This is a genomic window from Janthinobacterium darwini (assembly GCF_051380905.1).
Classification (GTDB): domain Bacteria; phylum Pseudomonadota; class Gammaproteobacteria; order Burkholderiales; family Burkholderiaceae_D; genus Janthinobacterium.
Genome location: NZ_JBNYXX010000001.1, coordinates 2794188 through 2814717, shown reverse-complemented (window position 1 = coordinate 2814717; position 20530 = coordinate 2794188). Strand labels below are relative to the sequence as shown.

The 20530-nt window shown below is 64.1% G+C and carries 20 protein-coding genes; 16 read left to right on the top strand and 4 right to left on the bottom strand.

The window, feature by feature from the left end; genetic code table 11:
* Window positions 1-72 precede the first annotated feature (72 nt).
* Window positions 73-489: a hypothetical protein gene (locus ACQ4WZ_RS12945; protein WP_133992492.1), complete on the bottom strand. Its 417-nt coding sequence runs from the start codon at window positions 487-489 to the stop codon at window positions 73-75.
* 161 nt (window positions 490-650) lie between these two features.
* On the opposite strand from ACQ4WZ_RS12945, the gene ubiU reads away from it, so the two are divergent.
* From ubiU to ubiT, 3 genes are read left to right on the top strand one after another with little or no spacing between them, the layout of a single operon-like run.
* Window positions 651-1688, top strand: a complete 1038-nt coding sequence (gene ubiU / locus ACQ4WZ_RS12940; RefSeq protein ID WP_436573606.1) for a ubiquinone anaerobic biosynthesis protein UbiU — start codon at window positions 651-653, stop codon at window positions 1686-1688.
* Between the two features lie 9 nt (window positions 1689-1697).
* Window positions 1698-2594 (top strand): ubiquinone anaerobic biosynthesis protein UbiV, encoded by an 897-nt coding sequence (gene ubiV, locus ACQ4WZ_RS12935; RefSeq protein WP_436573605.1) that lies wholly within the window; start codon window positions 1698-1700, stop codon window positions 2592-2594.
* 20 nt (window positions 2595-2614) lie between these two features.
* On the top strand, window positions 2615-3142 hold the full coding sequence (gene ubiT / locus ACQ4WZ_RS12930) for a ubiquinone anaerobic biosynthesis accessory factor UbiT (RefSeq protein WP_101480597.1): 528 nt from the start codon (window positions 2615-2617) through the stop codon (window positions 3140-3142).
* Window positions 3143-3167: 25 nt separating this feature from the next.
* On the opposite strand, the gene ACQ4WZ_RS12925 is transcribed toward ubiT, so the two are convergent.
* Window positions 3168-3431 carry a heavy-metal-associated domain-containing protein gene (locus ACQ4WZ_RS12925; protein ID WP_166674821.1) on the bottom strand — a complete coding sequence of 88 codons (264 nt, stop codon included), beginning with the start codon at window positions 3429-3431 and terminating at the stop codon, window positions 3168-3170.
* A gap of 248 nt (window positions 3432-3679) precedes the next feature.
* Between ACQ4WZ_RS12925 and ACQ4WZ_RS12920 the strand changes: the two genes are divergently transcribed.
* The 12 genes from ACQ4WZ_RS12920 (at window position 3680) to ACQ4WZ_RS12865 (ending at window position 17666) form a co-directional block, all read left to right on the top strand.
* Window positions 3680-4552 (top strand): hypothetical protein, encoded by an 873-nt coding sequence (locus ACQ4WZ_RS12920; RefSeq protein ID WP_436573604.1) that lies wholly within the window; start codon window positions 3680-3682, stop codon window positions 4550-4552.
* Window positions 4553-4932: 380 nt separating this feature from the next.
* A complete protein-coding gene (locus tag ACQ4WZ_RS12915) occupies window positions 4933-6357 on the top strand; it encodes a TolC family protein (protein WP_436573603.1) in 1425 nt (474 codons plus the stop codon).
* A gap of 2 nt (window positions 6358-6359) precedes the next feature.
* A complete protein-coding gene (locus ACQ4WZ_RS12910; RefSeq protein ID WP_436573602.1) occupies window positions 6360-7334 on the top strand; it encodes an HlyD family secretion protein in 975 nt (324 codons plus the stop codon).
* 6 nt (window positions 7335-7340) lie between these two features.
* Window positions 7341-8522: an ABC transporter permease gene (locus ACQ4WZ_RS12905; RefSeq protein ID WP_436573601.1), complete on the top strand. Its 1182-nt coding sequence runs from the start codon at window positions 7341-7343 to the stop codon at window positions 8520-8522.
* A complete protein-coding gene (locus ACQ4WZ_RS12900; protein WP_436573600.1) occupies window positions 8519-9676 on the top strand; it encodes an ABC transporter permease in 1158 nt (385 codons plus the stop codon). Before ACQ4WZ_RS12905 ends, ACQ4WZ_RS12900 begins: the two co-directional genes overlap by 4 nt.
* A gap of 74 nt (window positions 9677-9750) precedes the next feature.
* On the top strand, window positions 9751-11328 hold the full coding sequence (locus ACQ4WZ_RS12895; protein WP_436573599.1) for an AAA family ATPase: 1578 nt from the start codon (window positions 9751-9753) through the stop codon (window positions 11326-11328).
* A 17-nt stretch (window positions 11329-11345) separates the two neighbouring features.
* Window positions 11346-11813, top strand: a complete 468-nt coding sequence (locus tag ACQ4WZ_RS12890) for a hypothetical protein (RefSeq protein WP_436573598.1) — start codon at window positions 11346-11348, stop codon at window positions 11811-11813.
* 9 nt (window positions 11814-11822) lie between these two features.
* Window positions 11823-12794 carry a hypothetical protein gene (locus ACQ4WZ_RS12885; protein WP_436573597.1) on the top strand — a complete coding sequence of 324 codons (972 nt, stop codon included), beginning with the start codon at window positions 11823-11825 and terminating at the stop codon, window positions 12792-12794.
* Window positions 12791-14578, top strand: coding sequence for a VWA domain-containing protein (locus tag ACQ4WZ_RS12880; RefSeq protein WP_436573596.1), 1788 nt, complete (start codon window positions 12791-12793; stop codon window positions 14576-14578). Before ACQ4WZ_RS12885 ends, ACQ4WZ_RS12880 begins: the two co-directional genes overlap by 4 nt.
* A gap of 87 nt (window positions 14579-14665) precedes the next feature.
* The gene (locus tag ACQ4WZ_RS12875; protein ID WP_436573595.1) at window positions 14666-15259 is read left to right on the top strand and encodes a hypothetical protein; all 594 of its coding nucleotides are present in this window, start codon (window positions 14666-14668) and stop codon (window positions 15257-15259) included.
* A complete protein-coding gene (locus ACQ4WZ_RS12870; RefSeq protein WP_436573594.1) occupies window positions 15256-16635 on the top strand; it encodes a capsule biosynthesis protein CapK in 1380 nt (459 codons plus the stop codon). The genes ACQ4WZ_RS12875 and ACQ4WZ_RS12870 overlap by 4 nt, the downstream gene beginning before the upstream one ends.
* Window positions 16632-17666, top strand: a complete 1035-nt coding sequence (locus ACQ4WZ_RS12865) for an AAA family ATPase (RefSeq protein WP_436573593.1) — start codon at window positions 16632-16634, stop codon at window positions 17664-17666. Before ACQ4WZ_RS12870 ends, ACQ4WZ_RS12865 begins: the two co-directional genes overlap by 4 nt.
* Here ACQ4WZ_RS12865 and ACQ4WZ_RS12860 read toward each other — a convergent pair.
* Window positions 17632-18219, bottom strand: a complete 588-nt coding sequence (locus ACQ4WZ_RS12860; protein WP_436573592.1) for a TetR/AcrR family transcriptional regulator — start codon at window positions 18217-18219, stop codon at window positions 17632-17634. The two genes, ACQ4WZ_RS12865 and ACQ4WZ_RS12860, sit on opposite strands and share 35 nt — an antisense overlap.
* A gap of 166 nt (window positions 18220-18385) precedes the next feature.
* Here ACQ4WZ_RS12860 and ACQ4WZ_RS12855 point away from each other — a divergent pair, with 166 nt between their 5' ends.
* Window positions 18386-19195: an SDR family NAD(P)-dependent oxidoreductase gene (locus tag ACQ4WZ_RS12855; RefSeq protein WP_436573591.1), complete on the top strand. Its 810-nt coding sequence runs from the start codon at window positions 18386-18388 to the stop codon at window positions 19193-19195.
* Here the strand turns inward: ACQ4WZ_RS12855 and ACQ4WZ_RS12850 are convergent.
* Complete coding sequence (locus ACQ4WZ_RS12850) at window positions 19192-20478, bottom strand: O-acetylhomoserine aminocarboxypropyltransferase/cysteine synthase family protein (protein ID WP_436573590.1); 1287 nt, start codon at window positions 20476-20478, stop codon at window positions 19192-19194. The genes ACQ4WZ_RS12855 and ACQ4WZ_RS12850 overlap by 4 nt on opposite strands.
* Window positions 20479-20530: the final 52 nt, after the last annotated feature.

Sequence of the window (20530 nt, the reverse complement as noted above, 5' to 3'; positions counted from 1 at the left end):
CACTAAATGTAGTGCGGTCAAAGGTGGCGTGCAAGCGATTCGCATATCCTTGATCCAGGTGAAAAAACCACCTCAGCCGGTTTTGTTCCAGCGTGTTTCGCGCAGGATCAGCCAGCTCGCGCAAAAGAACGCGGCGCCGCAGGCGGCGATGCTGGCGACGGAGGCGGGCAGCACGTGGGTCCAGATTTCCAGCGGCGTATAGGTGCTCCAGCTGGCCACGCGCGCGTCGAAGGTGGCGTAGTTCGCCAGCAGCCAGTAGATGGCCAGCAGGCCCGTGCAGATGGCGGCCTGACGCAGCAGCGGCATTTGACGGCGCGCGAACACGGCCAGCAGGAACAGCAGCAGCACGCCCGGATAGGCGCCCAGTACTTCCGGCGACAGCACGGAGATGGTCCCTGCGTCATAGCCATCGGTCGGGCCGGCCCACTGCACTTGCAGCGCGGTGAGGAACAGGGTCAGAAGGAAAATCAGCAGCGGTTTGCGGGTCATGGTGGGAACTGAAACAGGAGGAAAGATGGGCATTTTACAGCCAGGTCAAGCAAGTTGAAGGTGCGCCAGCCATGCATGCATTCCTTCACCTGCGTCAAGGACTGGGCAGCATGGGCGGGGCTATAGTCTGCACCCTGAGCCGATACAGGACTGTGAACATCATGATGCTTGAATCAACCACCGCCACCCGCGTGGCCGGACCGCTGGAACTGGTCTGCCCCGCCGGCAGCCTGCCTGCCTTGAAAGCGGCTGTCGACAATGGCGCCGATACCGTTTACCTGGGCTTTCGCGACGCCACCAATGCGCGTAATTTCGCCGGCCTCAATTTCGACGAGAAGGCAATCGCCGAAGGCGTGCGCTATGCCCACCAGTATGGACGCAAGGTGCTGCTGGCACTGAATACCTATCCGCAGCCGCACAGCTGGGCCGTGTGGCGCAGCGCCATCGACCGCGCCGCCGCGGCGGGCATCGACGCCATGATCGTCGCCGACCCGGGCCTGATGGCCTACGCGGCCCAGCACCAGCCGCAGCTGCGCCTGCATTTGTCTGTGCAGGGCTCGGCCACGAATTATGAAGCGATCAACTTCTATCACGAGCACTTCGGCATCGCCCGCGCCGTGCTGCCGCGCGTGCTGTCGATGGCGCAGGTTGAGCAATTGATCAGCAAGACGGCGGTGGAGATCGAAGTATTCGGCTTCGGCAGCCTGTGCGTGATGGTCGAAGGGCGCTGTGCGCTATCGTCGTATGCGACGGGCGAGGCGCCGAATACGCACGGCGTGTGCTCGCCGGCGAAATCCGTGCGCTGGCTGGAAACGCCGAACGGTCTGGAATCGCGCCTGAACGGCGTGCTGATCGACCGCTATGCGCCAGGCGAAAACGCCAGCTATCCCACCCTGTGCAAGGGGCGTTTCGAAGTCAATGACGAAGAATATTACGCGATCGAGGAACCGGCCAGCCTGAATACCCTGGCGCTGCTGCCGCAACTGATCGCCATGGGCGTGCGCGCCGTGAAAATCGAAGGGCGCCAACGCAGTCCCGCCTACGTGGCCCAGGTCACGCGCGTGTGGCGCGAAGCGATCGACGCCTGCCGCGAAGGCAATCCACGCTATGCCGTCAAGCCGGGCTGGATGGCGGCCATGGACAAGCTGGCAGAAGGTCAGCAGCACACCTTGGGCGCTTATCATAGATCTTGGAAATAGAGGATGAACATGCTGAAGCTTTCTTTGGGTCCTTTGCTGTACTACTGGCCGCGCGCCACGGTCTTCGAGTTTTATCAGCAGATTGCCGGCACCGCCGTCGATATCGTGTATCTGGGCGAAACCGTCTGCTCGCGTCGGCATGAGCTGCGCCTGGCCGACTGGCTCGATATCGCCGACCTGCTGGCCGCTGCCGGCAAGGAGGTGGTGCTGTCGACGCAGGCGCTGATCGAGGCGGGCGCCGAACTGGCGACCCTGCGCCGCATCACGGGCAATGGCCGCTATACGGTCGAGGCCAACGACATGGGCGCCGTGCACTGCATGGAAAAGGGCGCGCCCTTTGTCGCCGGCCCCCATCTGAACTTGTTCAATGGCCCCAGCCTGCAACTGCTGGCGCGCCTGGGCGCGCGGCGCTGGGTGATGCCGCTGGAAATGGGGCAGGCGGCGCTGGCCGAAATGCAGCGCCAGAAACCGGAAGGGCTGGAGACGGAAGTCTTTGCCTACGGCCGCATGCCGCTGGCGTTTTCCGCCCGCTGTTTCACGGCGCGCAACCGCAACCTGCCGAAGGACGATTGCGGCTATAGCTGCCTGGAAGAGCCGGACGGCCTGCTGCTGCGCACGCGCGACGAGGTGCCCTTCCTCGTACTGAATGGCACGCAGACGCAGTCGGCACTAGTCTATAACCTGGTGCGCGAACTCGACGCCATGCGCGACATGGGCGTGGCGGTGGCGCGTATCAGCCCGCAGGCCATGCATACGGAACAAGTCATCGCCATCTTTGACCGCGCCCGCCGCGGCCAGGTCAGCGGCGTGGGCGCCCAGGCCCAGCTGGCGGCCTGCCAGCCCGCCGGCGCCTGCGACGGCTACTGGCATGGCCAGCCCGGCATGGAACAGCACGCCGCCCATTGAACGCATTGAAAGGAAGCACCATGCAAGATCAACTGGAAAGACTGGCCGTCCCTGCCAAGCCTCCCATGAGCAAGCCCGCCATATCGTACCGGCTGCCCGAGCCGCTGGCCGAATTGCTGTCCAAGCTGCCGCCGTATCCCGCCTCCTGGCTGTTCGTGCAAGGCTTGAATCGCTTGCTGGCGCCGCAATTGCCCGACGATGTGCGCTGCAGCCTGGAAGGACGCAGCCTGCGCTTGCGCCTGTTGGACGCGGGCATCGCCTTCGATTTCGAGTGGCAGGGCACCGTGTTCGTGGCCGAGCGTTATGTGGACGTGCCGGACCTGTGCATCGCCGCCAGCGTGCACGATTTGATGCTGATGGCGCGGCGCCAGGAAGATCCGGACACGCTGTTCTTCAGCCGCCGCCTGAGCCTGGAAGGCGATACGGAGCTGGGCTTGCTGTTCAAGAATACGCTAGACGCCATCGAGCTGCCGCCATTCGACCTGCAGGCGCTGGGGCCGCGCCGCGTGCTGGCGCATCTGCGCGACCGGGGTGCGCGGGGAGGGTGAGCGGGGAGCTGGCGGCAGCAGGCGTTCAGTGGCGGCAGTGGCCGCAGGCGCCGCTGCACGAGGCCAGCTGTTCTACCGCCGTCGTCTCGCCCATGAAGCCGGCGTCATTGACGGCGGCCAGCAGGCGTTCCTGCGTGGCCAGCCGTTCGTCAAATTGCACCGTGGCGCCGTGGCGCGCCAGAGAGACGCACACGGTGGCCACGCCGGTGACGGCTTCGAGCGCGCCCGTGAGCCTGTCGGCGCAGCCTTCGTGATCCATCCCGATAATATTCAAGCGCGCTGTTTGCATGGGTTCCTCTTGTTTTTCAAATAAAAAACAGCGTAGGCGAGGGGCGTGCATGCCGTCCAGAGCGGCACGCAAGATTTATTTTTTTATTTACGAGTTTATTGATCTGGATTAACTCCCACCCCTCTTGCTTGGTCCGAAGTTGTTGTTTTTGTTTACATAGTCTGCCTATTCCAGTCGACAAGCACAGCATGCTGCGCGATACTGTCATTCTGATAAGAACGCTATGAAAGCGCTGGAAAGGAGGGGCCATGCAGCGCCGCCCCCTGCTCATGCTTGCCGGCCTGTGGCCGTTGGGCGCCGCCGCCGTCAATGCGCGGCTGCCGCCGCTACCGCTCGTATATCCGCGCCACCAGGCGCTCAATGATCCGCAGCAAGGTTACGTGACGGCCTTGCTGCAAATGGCGCTGGCGCGTTCGGGCCAGGCGTATGCATTGCGCCGTTCGGAACTGCGCATGGTGCAGACGCGTGCCATGCAGGAAATCGCCACGGCGTCGGGCAGCGTCGATGTCGTCTGGGCCATGACGAGCCGCGCGCGCGAAACGCAATTGTTGCCGGTGCGCATCCCCATCGACCGGGGCCTGATCGGCTGGCGCGTGGCGCTGATCCAGGCGCGCCAGCCGCAGCTGCTGCGGTCCGTACGCAGCATCACCGCCCTGGCGCGGCTGTCTGCCGGCCAGATGCGCGACTGGCCCGACTCCGCCATCCTGCAGGCGAACGGCTTGCGCCTCGATACCTCGAGCACCTACGAAGGCCTGTTCCAGCAACTGGCGGCAGGGCGCATCGATTACTTTCCCCGTTCCGTCATCGAGGTGCAAAGCGAGTTTGCCAGCCATGCGCAATTGCCGCTGGCACTCGATGCCCATCTGGTCATCCGCTACCCGGCGGCGCTGTATTTTTTTGTCGGCAAGCACCGGCCGGAACTGGTACGTCACATTGAAATCGGGCTGGAAACCATGCTCGCCGATGGCAGTTTCGCGCAGCTGTTCCAGCGGCATTTTGGTCGTCTCGCAGATGGCTTGAAGCTGTCCCATCGGTACGTGCTGGAACTGGCCAATCCTGACTTACCCGAGGAGACGCCGCTGGCGCGCAAGGCACTCTGGTATCGTCCAAACCATTACTAGTCACGCCCTTGCAGGCGCAGAGGATCCTGTTCTTTCTGTTCTCCCCGATGAATGAAGAGCAAAAGTACAAGTAGTCGATGAAGCGCTGGCCGCGCAAATGCATGGCGCGGAGTTTTCGCAGGGGCGGCTGAACGGGATGAAGCCGAACGACGCGGCGTTCCGCCTGGCCGAGGAAACGGGCGTCAAGTAGGCGAAGCAGCAAGTGGGTAGCTGCTTGCTCCAAGTCAAGCGGGCACCCCGCAAGAGGCGCCCGTTTTGACATGGCAGCTACCGTAACCAATAGTGCAGGCTGGAATAGACATCCGTAGATATAATTGCTATTGTGAAAGTATAAACATGGCAACCCCGTGCTTTCCCCTCATTCATTGACTGGACGCTACATGGGCAGATTGCAAGGACACTTATCAGTATTGCTGGCGAGCGCGCTAGGCGCGGCCCTGCCCGCCCTGGCGCAGATGCCGGGCGGTGCGCCGCTGACCTTCAGCGAAGCGCTGCAGCAAGCGGCAAAGGCTTCGGGCGCCGTGCAGGGCGCCGCGCTCGACGTGCGCGCAAAAACACTCAAAGCGGAAGCCTTGTCGAATATCGACGGACCTTCCGTGGACTTGACGGCGTTTCGCGGCCGTCTGTCGACGGACTTGAGTATCGATACGAGCGGTTTGTCGGGCGTGGTGGGCGGTATCGAATCAGTGCTGCCGCCCATCCCCGGCTTGCCCACGCCGCACATCCCCAATTCCCTGAACCGCGAAGTGGTGACGGATTTGACCTCGTTCGGCTTGCTGGGCATGTGGCCCATCTACACGGGCGGGCGCCTGGACGCCGTCAAAGGACTCGCTTCCAGCCTGACCCTGGCCGCACAGGCGGAGCGCACGGAAGCGGAAGAGCAACTGGCTACCCTGGTGGCGCAGCGCTATTTCCAGTTGTTGCTGGCCAAGCGTGTGGTGGCCGTGCGGGCCGAAGTGACGGTCGGCGTGACGCAGCACCAGCGCGACGCGGCCAAGCTGGAAAAGGGCGGCCTGATTTCGCGCGCGGAACGCTTGCGCGCCGACGTGGCCCTGGATAGCGCCCGCAGCGAGGAAGCGCAGGCGCGCAGCGATGAGGAAATCGCGCAAGTGGCGCTCGACCGTTTGCTTGCCGTCAACACGCAAGTGCGGCCCAGCACGCCGCTGTTCGTCAATAGCTTGCCCGTTGGCACCTTGCAATCGTTCATCAGCACGGGTATGCGGGAAAATGCCAACTGGAAAAAGATCGACAGCAAGCGCGTGCAGGCCGAGCAAGCCTTGAAGTTGCATGGCAAGGAATACGCGCCCACCGTGTTTGCCATCGGTAACTACAATTTGAATCGCGGCAACGAAAAACTCGTGCGCTCAAACTGGGCAGTCGGCCTGGTCGTGTCCGTGCCGCTGGTGCACCGCATCAATACAGGCAAGATGATCGCCGCCGCCAAGCTCGACCAGGAGCGGGTGGAAGTGGTGGCGCGCCAGGCTGAGCGAGACATTCCCACTCTGATCGAAAAGAACTGGCGCGCGCTGGAAAACGCCCGCATCCAGTATCTGTCCACGGCGTCGTCGGTGGAGCTGGCGCGCGAAAATATCCGTTTGCAAACGGTGGCCTTCCAGCAAGGGCAAGTGACCTCGCTGGAAGTCGTCGACGCGCGCCTGAACCTGGCCAAGGTGGAAACGCAGCGAGCGCAGACTGCCTATAACTATGTGATGGGGCTGGCGCAATTGCTGGAAGCGACAGGCGAGACGCAGCGCCTGGGCAGCCTGGCCGCTGCGGCCGATATCCAATTACCTGTGGACAAATAATAATGAGTACCTCCAAAAAACCATTGGCCATCGGCGCCGCCCTCATTGTTCTGGCCTTCGTGGGCTGGGGCCTGTACCAGGCATTTCAGCCGCAGCGCCTGCCTTTGCAGGGACAGATGGATGCGCAGGAAGTCAATGTGTCGTCGAAAGTGCCGGGCAGGGTGGGCGAACTGTACGTCAAGCTGGGCCAGACGGTGCCGAAAGGCCACTTGCTGTTCCAGCTGACGAGTCCGGAAGTCGATGCGAAGATAGCGCAAGCGACGGCCGCCACGCAGGCGGCCGATGCCGTGGCAAAGAAGGCGCAAGCGGGCGCACGGCCCGAGGAAGTACGTGCCGCCAAAGCCAACTGGGAGCGGGCGCAAACGGGGGCGAATATTGCCAAAACCACTTATACCCGCGTCAACAATATGTTCGAGCAAGGCGTGATTGCGCAACAGAAACGTGACGAGGCGCAAGCGCAATGGCGCGCCGCCGACCAGCTGGCGCAAGCTGCCCGCGCGCAGTATGACATGGCGCAAACGGGCGCCCGTCCGGAAGACAAGACAGCCGCCGCCGCCCAGGCGCGCCAGGTGGGCGCCGTGTTGACGGAAGCGCAGATCGCCCTGGCGGAAACGAAGATCGCCGCGCCGGTGGCGGGCCAGGTCAGCAAGATCCAGATACAGCCGGGCGAACTGGCGCCGCAAGGTTTTCCCGTGATCACCCTGGTGAACCTCGATGATGCCTGGGCCGTGCTGCAAGTGCGCGAAGATGACATGGCGGCGTTTGGCATGGGCAGCACGCATGCGGCCAACGTGCCAGCGCTGAAACAGCAAGTGAGCTTCAAGGTCAGTTCGGTGGCCGTCCTGCCGGACTTCGCCACGTGGCGCGCGGCCCGTCCGGGCGGCACGGATTTGCGCACCTTCGAAATCCGTTTGCGCCCCGCCATCAAGGTCGAGGGCTTGCGTCCGGGCATGTCGGTCGTGTTTCCACCGCTCTGATAGCCGATGAACGAAGCGGATAAAGGGCCGGTCTCTACGCTGGCGCGCGAGTGGGCGCGGCTGCGCGGCGATTTTTGGGACTTCGGCATGCTCAGCTGGATTCCCATCGTGCTGTGCGGCATGTTGTGGCTGGTGTTTTCTGCCGGCATCGCGCGCGACTTGCCCATCGTCGTCATCGATAACGATAACTCCACCCTGTCGCGCCAGCTGACGCGCTGGCTCGACGCCTCACCTGGTATCGAGGTCACGGCGAAAGTGGCGTCCAGCGACGAAGCCCTGCATCGCTTGCGCGAACGCACGGCGTTTGGCTATCTGCTGATCCCGAATGATTTTGAACAGAAATTGCTGGGTGGCCGCCAAGCCACCGTACAGTGGTTGTACAACGCGCAGTTTTCCTCGCATGCGGGCGCCTTGCTGCGTGATGTGCGGACGGTCAGCACGACCTTGTCGGCCGGCATCGAGATGACGGCGAGGATGAAAAAGGGCATGTCGGGCGTGCAGGCGGCGGCCCAGTTCGAACCGATACGCACGACCTTGAACAGTTTGTATAATGAAAACATCAGCTATGAAGCGTTTTTGACCTTGGCCCTGATGCCGGCCATGCTGCAGATTTTCATCGTCGTCGCCGTGGTCACCTCCATCGGACGCGAGTTGCGCGACGGCACGGTGCCGCAATGGCTGGCCTCGGCCAATGGTAGCTGGCTGCGCGCTGTCGGCGCCAAGCTGTTGTTTCCCCTCATCGCCTACAGTGCGCTGGCGCTGCTGTATCTCTTGTTTTTCAGCCTGGCGCGGGACTGGGCCGTGGCGGGCAGCTTGCCGGCCTTGCTGCTGAGCATGTTGCTGCTGGTGCTCGCCTACTGCGGTCTGGCCACTTTGTTGATAGCCGCTACCCTGTCCTTGCGCCTGGCCCTGTCGGGCGCGGCATTTATTACGGCGCCGGCGTTCGCGTTTGCGGGCCAGGCCTTTCCCTTGATGGCCATGCCGGCGCCGGCCCGCGCCTGGGCGGAAGCCTTGCCGCTCACGCACTATTTGCAGTTGCAAACCAAATACTGGCTGGCCGGCGCGCCGTGGCGCTATGGCGTGCAGGAAATGTTGATACTGGCTGGCTTTGCCATCGGCTGTGGCACCGTGGGCGTATTCCTGCTGGCGCGCCGCGCGAATGCCCCGGATGCCTGGGGGCGCACATGAATAGCTGCTGGTCCGCCTTTATTGCCACCTGGCGCGCCATGCTGACAGACAAGGGCGCGCTGACCTTGCTGTTCATCGGCGGCATCATTTATTCCTTCTTTTATCCTTTGCCATACTCGACGGAAATCGTCCAGCGCGTGCCCGTGGCGGTCGTCGACCAGGACCGCAGCGCCATGTCGCGCCAGTTGACGCGCTTTGCCATGGCCCATCCGTCGCTGGACGTGATCGCCGTCACGCCGGACTTGCCCGTCGCACAAGATTTATTGTGGCGCGACAAGGTCATGGGTGTGCTGATCCTCCCCGACGGCTTGCAGACAGATGTGCTGGCCGGCCGCGCCGCCCACGCGCAGGTGGCGGGCAATGGCTTGTATCTGATGCTCAACAAGGTGGCCCTGAATGGCCTGGCCGAAGTGGTGGGCACCGTGTCGGGTGGTATTGAGCTCAAGCGTTTGGGCGCGGGTACGCCGTCCACCATCCAGGCCAACCAGCAGCGCTCGCCCATCGCCTTCACCGCCGTGCCCCTGTTTAACGTCAAGGAAGGCTATGGCGCGTATGTTGTGCCAGGAGTGGCGACTCTCATTGTGCAGCAGACCTTGCTGATTGGCGTGACCATGCTGTTCGGCACCTGGTATCAGCGCAAGCGTTTTCCCCTGGCGGGCCGGCGCAGGGCGGGCGGTTATGCGGGCATGCTGCTGGCGTTTGCCAGCGTGGCATTCATCAACTGCTGCTATTTCTTCGGTTTCGTCTTCTGGTTCCAGGATTACCCCCGTGGCGGCAACTTCGGCGGCATGCTCTTGCTGCTGGTGCTGTTCTCTCTGGCGGAAGCGGCTTTCGGCATGCTGCTGGGCATGCTGTTCCGCACGCGCGAACGGGGCACGCAGCTGATGATCGCCACCTCGATGCCCGTGCTGTTCCTCGCTGGCCTGACCTGGCCCGTGTCGTCCATGCCCGTCGTGCTGCAATGGCTGCGCTGGCTGCTGCCATCCACGGCCGGCATCCAGGGCTTTGTCGCGCTCAACCAGATGGGCGCCTCGCTGTATGAAATCCGCCATGAAGTGGCGGGTTTGCTGGCCTTGCTGGTGGCCTGCGTGGCGCTGGGCTGGTGGCGCTGGCGCAGGATGGATGAAACGGTTGTTGATTTGAACAAGGCGTAATGGGAACGATATGCAATAATTTCGTACCCGGGGTCAGACCCGCCGGGTCTGACCCCATTTAAAGTAAACGAACCATGTCCGCCTTCAATTTGTTCCAGCGCCTGTCCCAAGCCCCCACCAAGCCCAAGGCCGCGCCTGCCGCGCGGCAGTTCGACGTGGCGGACCTGTACCAGGGGCCCATCGCGCTGGGAGCAGAAGGCGAGGCGCAAGCGCGACCTTTCGATGAAAAACTGCGCCAGGCCTATTTCTGGATCGTCAACCACGCCATCATCAGCCCCCATTACGACATCGAGTACAACGATGGCCCGTCGCAGACGTATTCGGTGGGCGACAGCCGCCGCACCCTGAACTTGCCGTCGGCGCAAAGCTATTCCAGTTTTATTTTGCTGCCCCTGCTGACCTTTGCCACGCGCCGCAAATGTCTGTTCGTCGGCGGGCCGGGGCGGGGCAAGACGGCCAGCGCGCTGCTGATGGGCGTGCTGGCCGGTTCCTCCGTCAAGGAAGTCAAACGCGCCATGCAGCATGGCCACCCGCAGATGACGGTGGCCGACTTGCTGGGCAATCCGCTGCCTGCCGACCTGGTGAACGCGCAAAGCATGGACGATATCCGCATCGCCTGGCGCGCCTGGCTGGGCATGCGCGTCAAAATCGTCGATGAATACAATCGCATCCCCACGCGCACGCAGAGCGCGCTGCTCACCGTCATGGGCGACAATTACGCGGAAGTGCTGAACCATATTTACGAATGCCCGGAAGCGGCCTGGTATTTGACGGCCAACGACGACCAGGGCGGCGGTACGTATCAGGTGATCGAAGCGCTGCGCGACCGGGTCGACGTGACGGTGCAGGCGCTGGCTTTCAATCCGCGCTTCCTGAATGAACTGCTGCTGCGCGTGGAAGAAAACGTGCGCCCCGAAGAACTGGTACCGCCCGAGATCATCTTCACGGAAGGGGAGGTGGATCAAATTGGCGTATCCATCCGCCAGGTGGGCATACCCGACGCCGTGCGGCGCCGCCTGGAATTTTTCGCCAGCCAGTTCGAGCTGTTCGAGACGGCGGGCGGCCAGTTCGAATACATGACCAAGGATACGGCCCGCCTGGCCGGCGCCGACCGTGGCGCCGCGCAGGCGGCCGACAATGGGCGCGACCGTTTGAAGGACCTGGGCTGCCAGACCCTGAACGGCATCTCCGTGCGCACCCTGATGGCGCTGCTGATCTACGCCAAGGCCATGGCCTACTTCCGCGGTAACGGCGAGGTGGAGCTGGAAGACTTGCGCCAGGTGCTGCCCTTCGTCCTGCATAACAAGCTGCAGCCGGACCCGGACGCGCCATTTTTCGCGCTGCCGGAAAACGCCGCCTACCGCAGCGATAGATTGGGCTGGCTGCGCCGCCTGTTCGATTTGTCGAACGATGAATTCAACCGCCTGGACCTGGACCGCGATGATCCGGTGGGCGTGCTGTCGGCCGAATTCGACCTGGGCCTCGATGGCGTCAGCGAGCGCGAAACCCTGGCACGCCTGAACCGCATTGAAAAGCTGATCGGCGAACGCACCAAGGGGCGCAAACTGTATGGTCCCCTGTACGACGATCTGCTCAAGCTCAAATACCTGCACCAGCGCTATACCAATTACCGCAGCTGGCTGCGTTCGTAATGAATTACGCTCTGACTATGGATCACTGCCGAGGTTTTCTCGGCGCGCTTGAGAGGCTGAACAGCGAGGCCAGCGACCTGTGCGCAAGCTACGAGCTGCAGCGCCTGCCGGACGCGCCCGACCTGCTCACGGCGCTGGGCATGCGCGTGGAAGACCATGCCTTGCACGGCATCGAGCCCGCGCGCGACTTGCCGGCGCCCCTGTGGCACCTCAAGGTAGCGCCGTGCGGGCGCGCACAGCTGGAGCAGGTATGCCAGCGCTGGTTCTTCTCGTCGGACCACATGCAGACGGCGCCGCCGGGCCGTTTTCGCACCTGCCTCGTCGACGCATTCCTCGAAGCGCTGGACATGTCGCTGGCCGGATTCACAGTGCATGTCGTGAAGATGGCGCCGCCGCCTGGTTTCTGGTACGCCATCCACTGGGACGAGATCGCGTTCGAACTGGGGGATGAACGTTATTTGCTGCACTTCTCGCACAGCGATTGAGGAGCGGCGATGATCTCTCCTGCTTTTGCCTCGATACTTGCCAGCGGCCGCGCCCAGTTCAACGGCCGCGCTGCGGAAGCGCGCCGGCGTTTTCCATCGCTGGACATGGCCGCCTTCGGCGCTTTCCTGCACGATGGCGTCGATCCGCTGGTAGTGGCCGTGGCCGACGTTGCGCCTGAGCGCGCAGGCGGCGTCACCTTGGCCGCCTACGACATGGCCCTGGAGCTGGTGGGCCACGGCCTGGCAGGTCCGGCGGCGAAAAATCCCCTCCTCAATAGCGTCTGGCGCGAACTGGCGCCATCGTTTGCGCCGTTGCTGGCGACGGCGCCCGTCGAGGTGCTGGGCATGCTCAGCAACGCCGCCATCCACATAGCCTCCGTGGCGGGCGCGCGTCCCGCGCAGTGGCAGCGCGAGCTGGCTGCCCTGGCAGCGCAGATCGCCACGGTGGCGCAGCTGCGCGCCGTGGGCCAGGTCCTGGCCTGGCGCGCCGGTGTCGCGCATTTCCGCCTGGGCGCGCTGGCCGCCGCCGATACCTTGCCGCCTGCGCTGGCGCTGGCCGCCTTTGGCGAACCGGCTGCGCACTGGCCGCAGGTGCATGCGCAGTTGCTGGCGAATCCCTGGCGCGGCAATGCCGAGGGCAGGGAGTTTGGCAGCTTCAGCGGCCTCGGTGGCGCTTTCGGCACGCCGCCGCAAGTGCGCGCGACAAAGGACGGTTTTGTCGTGCGCAGCGCCGAGCTCCACTACCTGCTGGTGGCCGATGCCTGCGGCGCCGTGCTGCACAGCGCCACGGCGCAGGAGTTCGAGCAGGCGCCAAACGAGCAGCCATCGTCCGTGCGCGTCGATGGTGCGAGCCTGCATATCGGCGCGCGCAGCATCGTGCTCGATGTGCCGCCCGGCGACATCGCTATCGCCGCCAATGCGCATACAGTTGCCATTACGTCGCCGTGGACGCACGCGATCCGCTTGCTGCCGCTCGCATGAAAAAGGACGCCGAACCCGCCCTGATCGACGCCTGGCAGGCTGCCTGGCCCGAGGCCCTTGCCGTGTGGAGCAAATTTACGCGCCTGCGCGACCCGAGCCTGTGCACCAGCCACGTCCAGGCCAGCAAGAAGGGGCTGTCCGGCAGCTTTGCCATGATCCGCCTGCTGGACCAGAGCGTCGTGGTCGACTTGCCGCTGGTGACGGAGCTGGGGCTGGATGACTATGCGCTGGAAATCCTCGCGCATGAAATCGGCCACCACATCCTCGCGCCAGGCAGTGCCAGCGACCAGTTCCGCTTGCTGGCGCGCATGCGCCGTGCCTTGCCCACCCTGGAGCAGCACGCACCCATGGTGGCCAACCTGTATACGGACCTGTTCATCAACGACCGGCTGCAGCGCCAGGCGAATTTGCGCATGGCCGACATTTATCGCAAGCTGCAGCAGGGCCGCGAGCCTTCGCCGGACGGCAAGGCCAGGGCCAGCGGCGGCGTGTGGACCCTGTACATGCGCATCTATGAAAACCTGTGGCAGCTGGAAAAGGGTGAACTGGGCGGCGGCCAGGCCGACGAGCGCCTGGACACGGATGCCTGGCTGGGTGCGCGCCTGATCCGCGTCTACGCGAACGACTGGATGCTGGCGGCGGGGCGCTTCGCCACCTTGCTGTTGCCTTACCTGGTGGACGACACGGATGCCCTGGGTGGCAGTCTTGACCCAAGCCGCTACCTGCAGGACACGCGCGACGCGGCCCGTGGCTGCCAGACGTATGGCGCGCAGCAGATCGAGGATGACGAAGAGGGTGGCGCCATCCATCCCGTGCACGACAAGCGCATCTCCGGCCTCGACGGTGAAGAGTCGCAAGCCGAGGCGCCGGCCAGGGCGGGTGGCGGCCAGTTGCGCGAGCCGTTCGAGCTGGGCGACATTTTGAAGGCCTCGGGCATCAACCTGAGCGACCATGAGATCGCTATCCGCTACTACCGCGAACGCGCCTTGCCGCACCTGGTGGCGTTTCCCAGCCGCCCCGCGCCCGAGTCGCAGGAGCCGCAGATGGAAGGGCTGGAAGCGTGGGAGATCGGTGACCCTTTGGAAGACATCGACTGGCTGCAATCCGTGATGCAGTCGCCGCGCCCCGTGCCCGGCGTGACCACCATGCGCCGCGTGGTTGGCCGCGAACCGGCGCGCGCCATCGACGCCGTGCCCGTCGACCTGGACATGTACGTGGACAGTTCCGGCTCCATGCCCAACCCTCAGGCACACACCTCGTTCCTGACCCTGGCTGGCGCCGTCATCGCCTTGTCCGCCCTGCGCGCTGGCGCGAAAGTGCAGGTGACCCTGTGGAGCGGCAAGAATGAGGTGATGCAGACGCCAGGTTTCGTGCGCGATGAAGACATGATCCTGGGCGTGCTGACGGATTTTTTTGGCAGCGGCACCTGTTTCCCCATCCATTGCCTGCGCAAGACCTTTGCGGGCAAGCGCGAACGGCCCGTACACATCCTGATGATTTCCGACGATGGCATCACCACCATGTTCGACGACGATGAACTGGGCAACAGCGGCTGGGATATTTCCGCCAAGGCGCTGGCGCAGGGCGGTGCGGGTGGCACCATGGCCCTGAACCTGGAGCGCGGCTGGGATGGCGTGGCGGCCAACAAGTGGCTGCAGCAAACCTATGACGATCTGAAACGGGCGCGCCGCGAGCAGGGCTGGGATATCCACGCCGTCGAGCGCTACGAAGACTTGCTGGACTTTGCGCGGGCGTTCAGCCGCAGGCATTATGTGAAGAGTTAAATAAGATGAATATGCGCAGCAGAATTCCGGGGTCAGACCCGGCGGGTCTGACCCCAGCATTTGCCGTTGGGTTGAGGTAATGACATCATGATGCAAATCGGTCCCCACCTCGAAACACTGACCCACCGCCTGGCCGACGCCCCCGTCGAGTTCCTCGCCGAGCCCCGCATCGCCGGCGTCGCCAACGCGCAGGCGGTGGCGGTTGCCGCACTGGTCAACGACATTTTGCTGCTGCATGGCACCCGCGCGCCGGCCGCGTCACTGCAGGGTTTTATCGGCGCGCAAGTGAAGGCGGACCGCAATCGCCTGGCGCTGGCCATGATCTTGTGCTGGCTGCTGGCCGACGAGTGGTTCATCGGCCAGCAATTGCGGCAGCAGGATTTGCTGCAGGTGCTGGGCGAGACGGCGCGCGAACTGGCCGCCGCCACGCCAGCCCACCAGTTCACGCACGACCCGGAGCGGCGCGAGGAGCTGGCGCGCATCGTGCTGGCGCGCCTGGCCTTTCGGCCCCGTGACGAAAGCGTGGCGCAGGCGACGGACAGATTGTCCGCCATCAGCGGCACGGAGCGCCGCCGCCTGCTCGAAGCGAGCCGGCTGGCCGAACAGCGCGCGCGGGAGATCCGCGAGGCGCTGGCGAAGAAGGCGGCCGAGGAATCGGCCGACAAGTGGTCGCGCGAATGACGCTCGCTGGCAAACCTGATGTCAATCTGCCGGGCGGCGCCTGGGAATCGGACCGCCACTACTGTCCCACGCTGACGCAAGCAGGTGCGCGCATGCTGGAAAGACTGCGCAGCCATCCGGCCGCCCCCCAGTACCGCAACCGCAGCGGCAACAAGCTGCTGGCGGCGGAAGTGGCTGCCCTGCGTGTCTATGAGCAGGAAGTCATGGATGCGGCGATCTGCTGGAGCCGCGCCGCGCCGCCATCCTGGCTGCCGGATTTTCTCAGGGCGACTTATGCCACGGTGCCCTACTATCGTGCCTGCGGTTCGCCACCGGCGCGTCTCATCGATGCAACGCCCATCAGCCGCGCCGAACTGGCGCACGATATCGCCGCCTTCGTGCCCGACGATGCGGACTTGGCGCGCATGATCAATTTCCAGACCACGGGCACCACGGGGCACCCGTTGCTGATCGCTTCGCACCCGCTGGTGGCGGGGCGCTACCTGGCCTTCCACAAGCGCTCGCTGCGGCGTTTTGGCGTGACTTTACGCCATGGCGCGGGACAGGTGGGCGTCATGCTGCTGGGGCATCAGCGCCGCTGCTTCACCTATGTCTCCGTCACGCCCACGATGGGCGAATCGGGCCTGGCGAAGATCAACCTGCACGTGGACGACTGGCGCGAGCCGGATGACCGCGCGCGCTACCTGGACGCCATGGCGCCCGAATTGATCGCGGGCGACCCCATCTCGTTTGCCGAGCTGCTGACCTTGTCCATGACGCACAGGCCGGCCGCGCTGCTGTCCGTGTCGATGATGCTGTTGCCCGGCATGCGGGCGCGCCTCGAAGAACGTTTCGGCTGCCCCGTGCTCGACATCTATTCGCTCAATGAAGTGGGTCCCGTGGCCGTCTACGACGAACAGGCGGGCGGCCACGTGCTGCTGCAGCACCGGCTGTACGTGGAAATCCTCGACAGGGAAGGGCGGCCCGTGGCCGACGGGGAGCGCGGCGAAATCACCGTGACGGGCGGTTTTAACTTTTGCCTGCCCCTGGTGCGCTACCGCACGGGCGATTACGCGTCGCTGACGCATGGACCGCACGGTCCCGTGCTGGTGGGCCTGGCGGGGCGCAGCCCCTTGCGCTACAGGATGATCAACGGCGAATGGATCAACAATATCGACATCACGCACGCCCTGAAGCCGCTGGCCATCGCCCTGTTCGGCGTGCACCAGCATGGTGACGGCAGTGTCGTACTGCGCCTGGCGCCGGGCGCCATGCCGCAAGCCGACCGGGCGCGCGCCTTGCTCGCCCCCTTTTTCGGCGCCATTACGGTCGAGACTTTGCAGGCGGAAGACAAGATCATTCAATACACCTCGGATTTGCAGGAAGCAGTGGCATGAACCTTTATAAACGCGGCCTCGTGGTGGGCAAATTCTGCCCGCTGCACAAGGGCCACGAACTGTTGATCAATCGTGCGCAGGGGGCCTGCGAAGAGCTGCTGGTGGTTAGCTACACCAAACCCGAATTTCCCGGCCTGGACCCGGCGCGCCGGGAAGGGTGGCTGCGGGCGCAATTTCCCCAGGCTGTGATCGTCGTGCTGGACGATGCGCGCCTGGCCGCCCTGTGCGCGGTGCGCGGCGTGCCTGCGCGTTCGCTGCCGCACAATGACGACGAGGGCGACGAGCATCGCCACTTCATGGGCTGGCTGTGCTGGACGCTGCTGGCGCTGCCCGTCGATGCCGTGTTCAGCAGCGAAGACTATGGTCCCGGCTTTGCGGGCGTGCTGGAACGGCATTACGCGATGGGAGCGGTAGCGCATGTCAGCGTGGATCAGGCAAGAGCGCTGGTGCCCGTGTCCGGGACCTTGGTGCGGCAAGACCCGCAGGCGCACAGCGCCTTCCTGTCACCCATCGTGCGCGCCGATTTCGTCACGCGCGTGTGCGTGCTCGGTGGCGAATCGAGCGGCAAGACGACCTTGGCGCAGGCGCTGGCGCGGCATTTCGAGACGGAATGGGTGGCCGAATATGGCCGCGAGCTGTGGGAAAGCCAGGATGGCGTGCTGGCCTATGATGATTTGCTGAAGATCGGCCGGGAACAGCTGCGCCGCGAAGCGCAGATGCTATTGGCTGCGCGGCGCTGGCTGTTTTGCGATACATCGCCCCTGACCACCTATTTTTACTGTGTCGAGATGTTCGGCAAGGCCGAGCTGGAGCTGGCGCAACTGGCCGAGCATCGCTACGACCTGGTGTTGCTGTGCGCGCCCGATTTCCCCTTCATCCAGGACGGCACCCGCCGCGACGGGGATTTCCGCGCGCGCCAGCATGCGTGGTATCAGGCAGAGCTGGCGCGGCGGGGGATCGCCTTTGTCGATGTCTCCGGCACGGTGGATGACAGGGTCAGGCAGGTGGCGCAGGTGTTGGCGGCGCCATAGGGGCAAACGTGGCACTGACCGCCGCCAGGATCTCATCGGAAAACGCCGCATCGTCGACGGCGCGCGCGAGCGCCACGGCGCCCACCATGGCCGACAGCATGACGATGGCTTCCTGTCGTGGCTTGCGCTTTTTCTGCCACGGAAAATGCGTGGCCAGCTTGCCGATGATGGCTTTTAGGTGGAAGGTGAATGCGGGGCGCACGGCCGGCTGTTTGCGCGCATCGCCGGCCAGCGCGGCCAGCAGGCAGCCATTGCCGGGCACGTCGCGGTGGCCGGCGCTCACGTAATCACGCACATACTGGCGCATCGTTTCAGGACTGGCCATGGCCGCGTCAAGCGCCACGCGCGAGCGCTCCGAGCCGTGCAGGGTGCTTTCGGCCATCAGCGCTTCCTTCGAAGCGAAGTGGTTGTAGAAGGGGCCATGCGTGAGCCCCGTCGCCTGCATGATCTCTCCCACGCTGACGCCGTCGTAGCCCTTTTCACGGAACAGCCGCGCCGCTTGGGTCAGGATGCGCTGGTGCTTTTCGGCGGTTTCTTCGGCGGGATAACGCATGGCAGGCTCCTGATCGCGGCTTAAAAATAATAGTTGACATCATACATGATGTTCGTCATGCTTCAACACATTAAACATGATGATCGTCATGTTTAATGTGTTGAAGCATGATAGCTGTCATGTTTGACGGCGCCTATCCACCCCTATAGTTGAAGAAGGAATGATCATGAATGCAGTCACTACCCAAGGCACGGCCCTCGTCACCGGCGCCTCCTCCGGCCTGGGCGCCGTATATGCGGACCGCCTGGCCGCGCGCGGCTTTGATTTGATCCTGGTAGCGCGCAGGGTCGAGCGCCTGGGCACGCTGGCCGCCTCGCTGGCGGAAAAGTATGGCGTGGCCGTGCGCGCCATGGCGGCCGATCTGGCCGATGCGGACGATTTGCGGCGCGTGGCCGGCGAACTGTCGTCGAACGCGGCCATCACCATGCTGGTGAATAATGCGGGTGTATCGACCCTGGGTGCCGTAGCGGACGCGCCCCGCGAGGGCATCACCGCGATGGACCAGGTCAATGTGACGGCGCTGGCCGAGCTGACCTACGCCGTGCTGCCGCAATTCAAGCAGCGCAACCGGGGCACCATCATCAATATCGGTTCCGTGCTGTCCTTTCACATCCTGCCAGTCAGCACGATCTATAGCGCCACCAAGGGCTATGTGATGAATTTCACGCGGGGCTTGCAACAGGAATTGGCTGGTACGGGCATCGTGGTGCAGCTGGTTCTGCCCGCATCGACGGCGACGGAAATCTGGGAATTGAGCGGCGTGCCGCTGGCGCAGCTGGACCAGGCCACCATTATGCGCGCGGAAGACTGCGTCGATGCGGCGCTGGCGGGCCTGGACCAAGGCGAGTTGGTGACCTTGCCGTCCGTCGAAGACCAGGCCTTGTGGGAGCAGTTTGACGCTGCCCGTCTGGCCTTGTTCGCGGGCGCGATGCGCGGCAAGCCGGCATCGCGCTATGGCGTCAAAGGCAGCGATTAAGCGGCATTGAGTGCCTGTTCCAGGTCTTCGCGCAAGTCGTCGATATGCTCGATGCCGACCGACAGGCGCAGCATGTCTTCCGATACGCCCGCCTTGGCCAGTTCCGTGGCATTGAGCTGGCGGTGCGTGGTGGACGCCGGGTGGGTGGCCAGCGACTTGGCGTCGCCGATGTTGACCAGGCGCGTGAACAGCTGCAGGGCGTCGAGCACGCGGGCGCCGGCCGCGCGCGGGTCTTCACCAGCAGCCAGTTTCAGGCCGAAGGACAAAATGCCCGAGGCGCGGCCATTCATGTATTTTTTCACCAGGGCGTGGTCCGGATGGTCTTCCAGGCCCGCGTAATTGACCCACGCGACTTTCGGATGGTTTTTCAGGTGCTTGGCCAGGGCCAGGGTATTGTCGCAGATGCGGTCCATGCGCAGGGCCAGGGTTTCGATGCCCTGGATCAGCTGGAAAGCGCTCAAGGGCGAGATGGCGGCGCCCATATTGCGCAGCGGGACGACGCGCGCGCGGCCGATGAAGGCGGCGGGCCCAAAGGCTTCCGTGTAGACGACGCCGTGATACGACACGTCCGGTTCATTCAGGCGCTTGAAGCGTTCCTTGTGTTCGGCCCACGGAAATTTGCCGCTGTCGACGATGGCGCCGCCCACGGTGGTGCCGTGGCCGCCCAGGTATTTGGTCAGCGAATGGACGACGATGTCGGCGCCATGCTCGATGGGGCGGAACAGATAGGGGCTGGGTACCGTGTTGTCGACGATCAGCGGGATGCCGTGCGCATGCGCGATTTCGGCCAGTTTTGCCACGTCCGTCACATTGCCCAGCGGGTTGCCGATCGATTCGCAAAAGATGGCCTTGGTGCGGCTGTCGATCAGGGCGGCGAAGGTTTCGGGCTGGCGCGCGTCGGCAAAGCGCACTTCGATGCCGATCTGCGGCAGGGTGTGGGCAAACAGGTTGTAGGTGCCGCCGTACAGCTGGCTGGCGGAGATGAAATTGTCGCCCGCTTCGGTGATGGTCTGGATCGCGTAGGTGATGGCCGCCATGCCCGATGCCACGGCCAGCGCAGCTACGCCGCCTTCCAGCGCCGCGACGCGCTTTTCCAGCACGTCCTGCGTGGGATTCATGATGCGCGTGTAGATATTGCCGGCGACCTTGAGGTCGAACAGGTCGGCGCCATGTTGCGCATTATCGAAGGCGTAGGCCACCGTCTGGTAAATGGGGACGGCGGCGGCCTTGGTGGTCGGGTCGGGGGTGTAGCCGGCGTGTACGGCCAGGGTTTCGATTCTCATGTGGTCTCCGGTATCGGTGGTATGCGGTGGTCAAATCCGCAGCCATTGTGCC